Source organism: Caballeronia zhejiangensis, from assembly GCF_000698575.1.
In the GTDB taxonomy this organism is placed as follows: domain Bacteria; phylum Pseudomonadota; class Gammaproteobacteria; order Burkholderiales; family Burkholderiaceae; genus Caballeronia; species Caballeronia zhejiangensis.
The window spans coordinates 1-10758 of record NZ_JFHD01000073.1 but is presented as its reverse complement, the minus strand read 5'-3'; the positions used below and the strand labels follow the sequence as shown (position 1 = coordinate 10758).

Below are 10758 nucleotides of genomic sequence, written 5' to 3'. Positions count from 1 at the left end.
CCAGGCGGCCATCCAGGCCGCGCTGCAGCGCCTCACGGGCACGCCGCTGCTGGAGTTCCATGTCTCGGACCTGCTGAACAACCAGCTGCCCTCGCACTACGACTTCACCTCGGTCTACGACGTGCTGGTGTTCCGCCGGTTGGCCGCCACCGAGCGCGAGACCGACACCCTGAACGGTGGCGTGGCCAGCAACGAGGTGGCGCGCCCACCCAAGCGGCGCGGCGGGCCGTCGGCGCTGCGCCGCATCGACACCAGCCCCGTGGGCTTCGCAGTGTTCGGCCGGGTGCTGGTGACCGTGCACCCGGTCGACTGCACGGTGCGCGACCACTTCATCGACCGCATGCTGAGCCAGGTCACGCCGGGCCCGCAGGGGCGCGCACCCGGCACGGCACCGGGCCGCAAGGCGCTGATCCACATGCCGGACAGCCCGGCCGAGCTGATGCTGCGGGTGATCGACCACATGGTCGACGGCTACCTCGAACTGCGGCGCCGCCTGACCCTGCAGCTCGACCACTGGCAGTCGGAGCTGCTCGACGAGCACTCGCGCTTCCGCAACTGGCAGGCGCTGCTGGAAGCCCGCAACACCCTGCACCAGTTGCAGGACATCGCCGAAGACCAGCGCGGCGCCCTGGCCGAGTGGCTGCAGACCCTCAACGAGCCCGGCACGCCCTTCGTGGAGCGCGAGATGCTGCAGGTGCGCACCCGCGACACCATCGAACACGTCGAGCGGGTGATCTCGCACGTGCACCGGCTCGAAGAGTCGCTCGAGTCGGCGATCCAGATGCACTTCTCGGCCACCGCCAACCGCACCAACGACGTCATGCGCACGCTCACCGTGCTGACCGCCATCTTCCTGCCGCTGAACCTGATCACCGGCTACTTCGGCATGAACTTCGAGGCGTTCCCGTTCATCAAGCACCCCGATGGCCTGTGGTGGGCCACCGCGGTGATGGGGCTGATCGCGGTCGGGCTGCTCGGTTTCTTCTGGCGCAAGCGCCTGCTGGAGCCGTCGAACCGCTGACGCCTCAGCCGCCGAGGTGCTCGGCAAAGAACGCCAGCGTGCGTTCGCGTGCGAGCCGGGCGGACTCGGCGTGGTACGAGCCGCGCTGGTCGCAGTTGAAGCCGTGGCCGGTGTCGTAGACCTGCACCTGAACGCCCGGTTGCGCGTGGCGGAAGGCCTCGACCGTGTCCATGGGGATGTAACTGTCCTGGCGGCCGAAATGGGCCAGCACCGGGCAGCGAGGTGTACGGGCACGGTCGGCCTCCGACGTCATGCCGCCGCCGTAGTACGGCACGGCAGCGCTCAGGGCCCCGAAGCTGCAGGCCGCGCGCCAGGTCAGCAGGCCGCCCCAGCAATAGCCGACGATGCCGACCTTGCCGGCTTGTGCCGCGTAGGTGATGGCGGCGGCGATGTCGTCGAGCACGCCGGGGGCGGGCAGGCCGTCGACCTCGGCCTTGAGCGCGAAGCCGGTTTTCATGCCGGCCTCGTCGTAGGCCAATTCCAGGTCGGCCTTGCCGGTCCGCGAGAAGGTGGACGGCGCCACTGCGAGGTAGCCCTCGGCGGCGTAGCCGTCGGCAACCGCGCGGATGTGCGCGTTCACGCCAAAAATCTCCTGCAGCACCACGATGCCGCCGCGCGGTGTGCCCGCCGGTGGGGCCACGTAGGCGGGGAAGCGGTGAAAGCCATCGGCGGTTTGCAGTTCGGCCATGTTGCCCATGTGAATCTCCTGGTGGGTGTGGGGGGAGGCCGGCGGCACGGGTCGTGCCGGCCGGCTTGGTGTACGCTGCCCCGCTGGAACGGCGGGTGCCCTTTCCGGGTTTTAGCCCAGAACCCATTCACCCGCAGGAGGCGGGACTTGATGACGACGACGGACACGACAGGCCGGGTGGTGATGGTCACCGGGGGCGGCCGGGGCATTGGCGCGGCCACGGCGCGCCTCGCAGCCCGGCGTGGCTGGGCGGTGGCGATCAACTACGCGGCGAACTCGCTGGCGGCCGACGCGGTGGTGCGCGAGATCCGCACGGCGGGCGGCCGGGCCATGGCCGTGCAGGCCGACGTGGCCGATCCGGCGCAGGTGCAGGCGCTGTTCGGGCAGGTCGATGCCAAGTTCGGCCGGCTCGACGCGCTCGTGAACAACGCCGGCGTGGTCGACGTCGCGACGCGGGTCGACCAGATGGACGCCGCCCGGCTCACCCGCATGTTCGCGGTCAACGTCACCGGCTCCTTCCTGTGTGCGGGCGAGGCCGTGCGCCGCATGAGCACCCGCCACGGTGGTGCGGGGGGCGTGATCGTCAACGTGGGCAGCGCGGCTTCGCGGCTGGGCTCGCCAGGGCAGTACGTGGACTACGCGGCCGCAAAGGCGGCGATCGACACCTTCACGCTGGGGCTGGCCAAGGAGGTGGTGGCCGAGGGCATCCGCGTGAACGCGGTGCGACCCGGCATCATCGACACCGAGATCCATGCCTCCGGCGGGCAACCCGACCGCGTGCGGCTCATGGCACCGCAACTGCCCATGGGCCGCGTGGGCACTGCGCTGGAGGTGGCCGAGGCGATCGTCTGGCTCATGTCGGACGCATCAAGCTACACCACCGGCACGCTGCTCGACGTGGCCGGCGGGCGCTGAGCCGGCGCCCGGCTTCAGCGCCGCTCGGCCAGCCAGACGTCGATGTCGGCAATGACCGCGTCGGTGGCGGCGGTGAGGGCGCGAACGCCCCCCGGGGCATCGGGGGTTGGCGCGGGCCGCTGGGCGGCAAAGCTGTGCTGCTCAACGCGGTCGTCGCCGGCCGCACCGGGCTCGGTCAGCGTGACACGCAGGCGCACCAGCCCCGCGCTGCGCTGCGGCGACTCGAACACCTGGTGAAAGGCCTCCAGCTCCACCCGCATCAGCCGCACCCGGCCGCCTTCGCCGGGCTGCAGCACCGGACGGTGCTGGCCCAGGCCTTCGCGCAGCCGCTGGCGCAGCAACTGGGCGGGCGCCATGCTCCAGCGGGCCTGTGCATAGGGGCGGGGCTGCTGCGCGTCGGCGTAGGCCAGCCGGTACAGCACGGCGGGCGTGTCGAGCGCGGCGGGCGCGTCCACGTCGGCCAGGGCCACGGGGCGCTGCGATCCACCGGGCACGCCGATGGATGCGGCAGCGCCCGGCGGGCTGCCGAAGTCGTACAGCACGGGCCGCAAGGGTGCGGTGTTCAGGCTGCCCAGCGCCCCGCAGCCGGCCAGCGCCACGAGCCCGGCGACGGCCAGTACCACTGCCAGCCCCCGAACCGCCTTTCGAGAGGCATTTTGAGCATCAAAAGTGCCGGTAGTCAGCATATTTGCTGAATTGTTAGGTATGAAAAACATAGCAATCAATCTCCGGTGCTCACAGGGCGTTCGGCGGCGTCAGGAGGCGCAAAGCCGGGCTCGCCCGGCCCGGCCGCGGCAGGGCCGGCACCGAAGATCAGCGAGCGCGGGTTGTCACCCAGCAGGTTGGCCGTGCGGTAGACCTGCCGCGCACCGCGGGTGAGTTCATCGGCGGCGCGGTTCAGGCGGGGCAGCGTGACGGCGTTGAAGCCTTCGGCGCTCTGCGCCAGCGCCTCGGTGCCCGCGGTGAGCCGGTCCACCGCGCCGTTTTTCTCGTTGAGGCGCTGCGCGACCTTGCCGAATTCGCCCGCGGCACTGCCGATGGCGTCGGTGCCGCGCCGCAGCGAAACCAGCGCCGGATCGACCTGGCGGTCCAGCTTGAGCGCGAGGCGGTTGAGGCTGTCGAGCGTCTGGGTGAAGGCCTTCTGGTTGCCATCGCCGAGCAGCTGGTTGAAGCGGGTGCTGGCCTGCTCGAACTGGTCGAGGATGACCTCGCCCTGGGTCTTGAGCTTGTCGAGAAAGCCCGGCCGCAGCGGGATGCGGGGCGGTTGGTCGTCGTTGGGGGCCAGCGGCTGGGCCGTGGCCGCCTGTGCGGCTTCTTCGTCGAGCTGGATGAAGCCCAGGCCGGTGACGCCCTGCGTCGCGATGGTGGCAAAGGTCGCGGTGCTGACGGGCGCGCCGCGTTCCACCGACAGCAGGATGCGCACCTGGCCGCGCGCCTGCGGGTCAAAGCCGATGGACGCCACCTGCCCCACCGGCACGCCACGGAAGCGCACCGGGGCCTGCTCGGCCAGACCGCTGACGGCGTCGCGGGTGGTGATTTCGTAAAGGTCGTAGGTCTTGCGGTCGCGGGTGAGGCCCCAGGCCAGGCCGGCCAGCAGGGCGGTCATCACCAGCACGAACACGCCGGCCACGAGGGCATGCGCCTTATTCTCCATGGCGGGTCCTTTCGCTCGGGGGAGAGGGGGTGGGCGGCGGCAGCGGCGCCTGCGCGCGCCGCCCCCGCTCGCCGCGGAAGAAGGTTTCGATGAAGGGGTGATCGACGCGCACCACCGCCTCGGGCGTGTCGTGCACGATCACGCGTTTTTCGGCGAGCACCGCGACCTGGGTGCTGAGCGCGAACAGGGTGTCGAGGTCGTGCGTGACCATGACCACGGTCAGGCCCAGCTCGCGGTGCAGCGCCGCCAGCAACTGGCAGAAGCCGTCGGAGCTGTCGGGGTCCAGCCCGGCGGTGGGCTCGTCGAGGAACAGCAGCGGCGGATCGAGCGCCAGCGCGCGGGCCAGCGCCACGCGCTTGACCATGCCGCCCGACAAGTCACTGGGCAGCTTGTGCGCGTGCTCGGGCCCGAGCCCCACCATCTGCAGCTTGACCATGGCCGCCTCGCGCACCAGACGCTCCGGCAGCGTGCGCAGTTCGCGCAGCGGCAGCGCGATGTTGTCGAGCACCGAAAACGCCGAGAACAACGCGCCCTGCTGGAACAGCATGCCCACGCGCTGCGCGGCGCCGGTGCGCCCGAGCCGCTCGGCCGGTTCACCCAGCACCGTGACCGTGCCGGCCGCCGGCCGCTCCAGCCCCAGCATCTGCCGCAGCAGCACCGACTTGCCGGTGCCCGAACCACCGACCAGGCTCACGATCTCGCCGCGCGCCACGGTGAGGTCCAGCCCGTCGTGGATCACGGTGTCCTGCACCGGGCCGGGGAACACCGTGCGCAGGCCGCGCACGGTGATGGCGGTGGTCATGTGCCCACCCCCTGGAACACGATGGCGAACAGTGCATCGACCAGAATCACCATGGCGATCGCCGCGACCACCGAGGCCGTCGTGCCCTGGCCCAGGCTTTGGGTGTCGGGCCGCACCCGCAGCCCGAAATGGCAGCCGATGAGCGCGATCAACGCGCCGAACACGGCCGACTTGCCCAGCGCCAGCGCAAGATGCACCACCGGCACGGCCTTGGGCAGCTCGTGCACGAAGTACGAGGCGCCCAGCCCCAGCGTGAGGTCCGACACCACCAGCCCGCCCAGCAGCGCGGCCAGCGTGGTCCAGACCGTGAGCAGCGGCATGACCAGTGCCAGCGCCGCCGCGCGCGGCAGCACCAGCCGGAAACCCGGCGCGATGCCCAGCACCCGCATGGCGTCGATCTCTTCGGTCACCCGCATGACGCCGATCTGTGCGGTGATGGCCGAGCCCGAGCGGCCGGCGATCAGGATCGCCGCCAGCACCGGGCCCAGTTCGCGCACCAGCGACACGCCCAGGATGTTCACGATGAACAGGTCCGCGCCGAATGCCTGCAGCTGCTGCGCGAGCAGGTAGGCCAGCACCACACCAATGAGAAAACCCACCATGGCCGTGATGGGCAGGGCCGTCGCGCCCGCGTGGTACAGCTGCCCCGAAAAGTCGCGCCAGGGGCCAGCGGCGGGACGGCGCAGCCAGCGCAGCGCGTCGAGGAAGGTGGCGCCCAGCAGGGCGATGAAGTCACGTGCGTGGCGCCACGCGGCGATGCCGCCCTCGCCCAGCGCGGTCAGGCGGCGGAAGGGGCCGGGCGTGCGGGCGGTCTCGGGCAGGTGGCCAAACTCGGCCACCCGCGCCAGCAGCGCGTGTTGCGGCGCCTCGGCCAGCCAGTGCGCCGGCCATGCACCGCCCCAGTGGTCCCAGAGCCGCTGCGCGCCGAGGTGGTCGAACGCGTCGAGCCCGCGCAGGTCCCAGGTCAGGCCGTCGCGGTCGGGGGCCGCCTGTTGCAACGCGCGCCCGGTGGCCCGCCACACGCCTGGCCGCGCGAGCTGCGACACGGTCCAGGCGCCACGCAGCACGACCCGGCGGCCTGCAGAAGGGTCGGCCGGGTCAGGATCGGCGAGAAGGTCGAGGCGGGGTTGCGGGTCGTCCATGGCAGGGCCGGGCAGGCACAAGGCGTGCCAAAGGCCATGCTAAGGCGGTCGCTGCGTTTTGGCTGTAGGACAACGCAGCCCCCGGCGTAGGACACCGGCCGCCCGGCAAGCTCAGAAGCTGATGCGGTAGCGGTAGCCGCGGAAACGCAGCACCGCCGAGCCCTGGCGGATCTGCTCCAGCGTCAGCTCCGGGCCCAGCGGGTCGCGCTCCTGGTACATCTGGCCATTGACCATGAGCATGCGCAGCGCCGGGTTGGTGGAGTAGCTGGAACCGCCGACGGCCACTTTCGGCAGGGCGTTGCGCACATCGGGTGGCAGGTCGGCCACGGCATAGACGCGCGGCTCGTTGGCCGTGAGCGCGTCGGTGGCGGCGGCCCGGCGGCGGCTGCGCGCACCGCCTTCGGGCGCCGAGGCGTCGGGTGTGCTTTCGACGGCGGTCACGGCGGTGATCTGCGGCACCGGCAGGGCGGCAGCGGGCGGGGGCGACACCGTGGGCGGCGGCAGGCTGGCGGCCACCGGGCTGCCCGCGTGGATGCGCACCGTGACCGGGTTGACCAGATACAGCACCACCAGGCCGGCCACAGCCACACCGGCGGTGACCACCGGCCACAGCCACACCGGCCGCTCGGTGCCCGCCACGTCGCTGCCGGGCATCACCTGCTGGGTGTGCAGCCCCGGCACCGAGCCGCGCCCGCGGTCGGACTCCGCGCGTTTGAGGGCGTCAAGGATGTAGGACATGGCGTCGTCGGCTGGGCAGGGTGGCGGCGAAAACCGGAAGCATACAGGGCGCCGGCCCGCGCCGGTGCACCGGGCAACCCCGATGTTGCAAAGCCGTTGCAATCTCGGTATACTCCGGCGCGAGTCCATGCCCACCCACAAGGAAATCACCATGCCCCTGAAGAACCGCTTGCTGGCCCGCCTGTCCTGTGTTGCGGCCGTGGTGGCCGCCACGGCCGCCGTTGCACCGTTGACGCTGGTGTCCACCGCCCACGCCGCCGCACCGCAGGTGCGCACCTCGGCCCCCGGCTACTACCGGATGCTGCTGGGCGACTTCGAAATCACCGCGCTGTCGGACGGCACGGTGGCGCTGCCGGTCGACAAGCGGCTGAACCAGCCGGCCCCGAAGACGCAGAGCGCGCTGGCCAAGTCCTTCCAGAAAGCGCCGCTCGAAACCTCGGTCACCGGTTACCTCGTCAACACCGGCTCCAAGCTGGTGCTGGTGGACACCGGCGCGGCCGGCCTGTTCGGCCCCACCCTGGGCCGGCTGGCGGCCAACCTCAAGGCCGCAGGCTATCAGCCCGAGCAGGTCGACGAGATCTACATCACCCACATGCACCCCGACCACGTGGGCGGCTTGATGGTGGGTGAGCAACTGGCGTTCCCGAACGCGGTGGTGCGTGCGGACCAGAAAGAAGCCGATTTCTGGCTCAGCCAGACCAACCTCGACAAGGCCCCGGACGACGAGAGCAAAGGCTTCTTCAAAGGCGCCATGGCCTCGCTGAACCCCTATGTGAAGGCCGGCAAGTTCAAGCCTTTCTCGGGGAACACCGACCTGGTGCCCGGCATCAAAGCGCTGGCCAGCCACGGCCACACCCCGGGCCACACCACCTACGTGGTCGAAAGCCAGGGGCAAAAGCTCGCCCTGCTCGGCGACCTGATACTCGTCGCCGCGGTGCAGTTCGACGACCCCAGCGTCACGATCCAGCTCGACAGCGACAGCAAGTCCGCCGCGGTGGAGCGCAAGAAGGCCTTCGCGGATGCCGCCAAGGGCGGCTACCTGATCGCGGCGACCCACCTGTCGTTCCCCGGCATCGGCCACATCCGCGCCGAAGGCAAGGGCTACCGTTTCGTGCCGGTGAACTACTCGGTCGTCAACCCCAAGTGACTGGGCAGTGGCCGCCTTGCCCGCACCGTTAGGGGTGGCAGGCGGCCGCGCGCTCGCGCAGCAGCGCCTCCTCGCGGCGGTTGCGCGCAAGGTCGGCGGCAACGAGGTAGGCCGCACGCGCCTCGGCGCGGCGACCCAGGCGCTGCAGCAGGTCGGCCCGCACGCTGGGCAGCAGGTGGTACTGCTGGAACCGGGGCTCCAGCGCGAGCCCGTCCACCAGGGCCAGCGCCTCGGCCGGACCACGGGCCTGCCCCACGGCCACCGCGCGGTTCAGCGCCACCACCGGTGAAGGCATGACCTGCAGCAGCCCGTCGTACAGGGCCACGATGCGCGACCAGTCGGTCGCGCCGGGCGTGACGGCGCGCGCATGGCAGGCAGCGATCGCGGCCTGCAGCGCATAGGGGCCATGCCCGCGGTCCTGCACGGCCAGCAGCCCCTCGGCCCGCGCCAGGGCCGCCAGCCCCCGGCGGATCAGCAGGCGGTCCCAGCGGGTGCGGTCCTGATCCATCAACAGCACGGGCTCGCCGCCGGGACCGGTGCGGGCGTGCAGCCGCGAGGCCTGGATTTCCATCAACGCGACCAGGCCGTGCACCTCGGGCTCGGCCGGCATCAGCTCGGCCACCATGCGCCCCAGGCGCAGGGCTTCGTTGCACAGCGCGGGGCGCATCCAGTCGTCGCCCGCCGTGGCGGCGTAGCCCTCGTTGAAGATCAGGTAGACCACCTCCAGCACCGCGTCGAGGCGCTCGGCGAGTTCGTCGGCGCGCGGCGCCTCGAACGGCACCCGGGCCTCGCCCAGCGTGCGCTTGGCGCGAACGATGCGCTGGGCCAGCGTGGCCTCGGGCACCAGGAACGCGCGCGCGATCTCGTCGGTGGTCAGGCCGCCCAGCAGGCGCAGCGTGAGCGCCACCCGCGCCTCCGGCGACAACACCGGGTGGCAGGCCGTGAAGACCAGGCGCAGCAGGTCGTCACCGATGGCGTCGTCCATCCACGCCTCCACGTCGGGCATGCCGGCGGCCATCTGGTCGTCGAGCGTGCGGCTCAGGTCGGTCTCGTTCGCGGCATGCAGCTGCTGGCGGCGCAGCCAGTCGATGGCGCGGTGCTTGGCGGTGGTCATGAGCCAGGCGCCTGGGTTGTCGGGCAGGCCCTGCCCCGGCCAGGTTTCCAGCGCGGCGAGCAGCGCGTCTTGCGCGATCTCTTCGGCCACCCCCACGTCGCGCGTCATGTGGGCCACCTTGGCCACGACCTTGGCCGACTCGATGCGCCAGAGCCCGTCGAGTTGGCGATGGAGGTCGGTGCGGCTCATGCATCGATTACATCAGAGCACCGGGGCGTGGGGTCGGCGTTCGGCCAGAGCCTTGAGCGCCGCCAGGCTTTGCTCGAATTTGTCGCCGATCATGCGGTCCATGCTGAAGAAGGTGCTCATGACCTTGGAGATGTAGGGCATGGGCCCGAAGATCGCGTGGGTCACGCGGGTGTTGCCGTCGGCTTCGGGCTTCAGCGTGAACGCCGCCGTGTTGTGCGCGGGGAAGGGTTCGATGAAATCCATCTTGATGACGACGCGCGACGGTGGCACCGATTCGGTGATTTCCATGCGGCCGGAACCGATCTCTTTGTTCCCCTTCCATTCATAGATGGCGCCCACGCCACTGGACGCGCCGGAGTGGGTGCGCTGCATCGCGGGGTCGACCTTCTCCCAGGCCGACCATTGCTGCATCTCGTGGATGTCGTTGATCAGCGGAAAGATCTTCTCGGGCGGCGCCTTGATCAGCGTGGAGCGTTCGACGCGAAAGGTGTCGGGCTTGGTGGCGGCGTAGATGAGCACGCCGGCAATGGCCAACACCGCGACGCCCAGGATGGTTTTCAACATGTTGCGCTCCTCGTGAATGGTTGGGAAAAATGAGTCAGTGGACGGCGGAGTCGGGTTGCCCGCCGTTCGCGCCATCGGCTTGCTGCGGTTGGATGCGCATGAACACCACGCCCAGTACCGCCGCCAGCGCGGCACACGCGGCGCCCAGCCCGAAGGCCAGCTGGTAACCGCCATTGAGCGCGGCGGCCTGGGTGGCGCCGGCCTCCAGCAGCGCGGTGGTGCGGGCGGCAGCGGCGCTGGCCAGCACCGCCAGGCCGAGCGCGCCGCCCATCATGAAGGCGGTGTTGACCACGCCCGAGGCGAGGCCCGATTCGCTCGGCCCCACGTCGCTCATCGCGGCCAGCAGCAGCGGGTTGAAGGCGATGCCGGCACCCACCCCCAGCAGCAGCATGCCGGGCAGCACATCGATCCAGAAGTTGCCGTCTACCGGCGCCCGGGCGAACAGCGCCAGCCCGATGGCGGCGACCGCCAGGCCGGCGGCCAGCGGGCCGCGAATGCCCCAGCGCATGACGATCTTGGCGGACACGCCGAGCGACAACACGGCCATGATCAGGTTGGACGGCAGGAAGGCCAGACCGACCTGCATCGCGTCATAGCCCAACACCAGCTGCAGGTACAGCGCGGAGATGAAGAACCACGCGAACATCGCGGCGGCCCACAGCACGCCGGCCACATTGGCGGTGGCGACGTTGCGCAGCTTGAACAGCTTCAACGGCATCAGCGGGTGCGCGACCCGGGCCTCGATCGCGATGAAGGCGGCCAGCAGCAGCGCGGCGGCGCCGAG

The 10758-nt window shown here is 70.8% G+C and carries 12 protein-coding genes; 3 read left to right on the top strand and 9 right to left on the bottom strand.

Annotated features, from left to right (window positions below):
- Positions 1 to 1021 (top strand): magnesium transporter CorA family protein (locus BG60_RS35555; protein WP_034474536.1); only part of this gene is annotated, 1021 nt, incomplete at its 5' end.
- A gap of 4 nt (positions 1022 to 1025) precedes the next feature.
- Here the strand turns inward: BG60_RS35555 and BG60_RS35550 are convergent.
- Positions 1026 to 1718 (bottom strand): dienelactone hydrolase family protein, encoded by a 693-nt coding sequence (locus BG60_RS35550; RefSeq protein ID WP_014194353.1) that lies wholly within the window; start codon positions 1716 to 1718, stop codon positions 1026 to 1028.
- A 141-nt stretch (positions 1719 to 1859) separates the two neighbouring features.
- On the opposite strand from BG60_RS35550, the gene BG60_RS35545 reads away from it, so the two are divergent.
- Positions 1860 to 2624, top strand: a complete 765-nt coding sequence (locus tag BG60_RS35545) for an SDR family oxidoreductase (RefSeq protein ID WP_033536330.1) — start codon at positions 1860 to 1862, stop codon at positions 2622 to 2624.
- Between the two features lie 14 nt (positions 2625 to 2638).
- On the opposite strand, the gene BG60_RS35540 is transcribed toward BG60_RS35545, so the two are convergent.
- From BG60_RS35540 to BG60_RS35520, 5 genes are all read right to left on the bottom strand, one after another.
- The gene (locus BG60_RS35540) at positions 2639 to 3310 is read right to left on the bottom strand and encodes an ABC-type transport auxiliary lipoprotein family protein (RefSeq protein ID WP_033536329.1); all 672 of its coding nucleotides are present in this window, start codon (positions 3308 to 3310) and stop codon (positions 2639 to 2641) included.
- 35 nt (positions 3311 to 3345) lie between these two features.
- Positions 3346 to 4278 carry an MlaD family protein gene (locus BG60_RS35535; protein WP_014194356.1) on the bottom strand — a complete coding sequence of 311 codons (933 nt, stop codon included), beginning with the start codon at positions 4276 to 4278 and terminating at the stop codon, positions 3346 to 3348.
- Positions 4268 to 5080 carry an ABC transporter ATP-binding protein gene (locus BG60_RS35530; protein ID WP_014194357.1) on the bottom strand — a complete coding sequence of 271 codons (813 nt, stop codon included), beginning with the start codon at positions 5078 to 5080 and terminating at the stop codon, positions 4268 to 4270. Before BG60_RS35530 ends, BG60_RS35535 begins: the two co-directional genes overlap by 11 nt.
- Positions 5077 to 6222, bottom strand: coding sequence for an MlaE family ABC transporter permease (locus tag BG60_RS35525; RefSeq protein ID WP_014194358.1), 1146 nt, complete (start codon positions 6220 to 6222; stop codon positions 5077 to 5079). Before BG60_RS35525 ends, BG60_RS35530 begins: the two co-directional genes overlap by 4 nt.
- 111 nt (positions 6223 to 6333) lie before the next feature.
- The gene (locus BG60_RS35520) at positions 6334 to 6960 is read right to left on the bottom strand and encodes a general secretion pathway protein GspB (protein ID WP_033536327.1); all 627 of its coding nucleotides are present in this window, start codon (positions 6958 to 6960) and stop codon (positions 6334 to 6336) included.
- Positions 6961 to 7087: 127 nt separating this feature from the next.
- Between BG60_RS35520 and BG60_RS35515 the strand changes: the two genes are divergently transcribed.
- A complete protein-coding gene (locus BG60_RS35515; RefSeq protein ID WP_081851938.1) occupies positions 7088 to 8107 on the top strand; it encodes an MBL fold metallo-hydrolase in 1020 nt (339 codons plus the stop codon).
- 28 nt (positions 8108 to 8135) lie between these two features.
- Here the strand turns inward: BG60_RS35515 and BG60_RS35510 are convergent, their stop codons facing one another.
- The 3 genes from BG60_RS35510 to BG60_RS35500 all read right to left on the bottom strand — a co-directional run.
- Positions 8136 to 9410 (bottom strand): RNA polymerase sigma factor, encoded by a 1275-nt coding sequence (locus tag BG60_RS35510; protein WP_032491441.1) that lies wholly within the window; start codon positions 9408 to 9410, stop codon positions 8136 to 8138.
- A gap of 12 nt (positions 9411 to 9422) precedes the next feature.
- A complete protein-coding gene (locus BG60_RS35505) occupies positions 9423 to 9974 on the bottom strand; it encodes an SRPBCC family protein (protein ID WP_033536326.1) in 552 nt (183 codons plus the stop codon).
- A gap of 34 nt (positions 9975 to 10008) precedes the next feature.
- Positions 10009 to 10758: MFS transporter (locus BG60_RS35500; RefSeq protein WP_034474533.1), on the bottom strand; the 750-nt coding region annotated here is incomplete at its 5' end.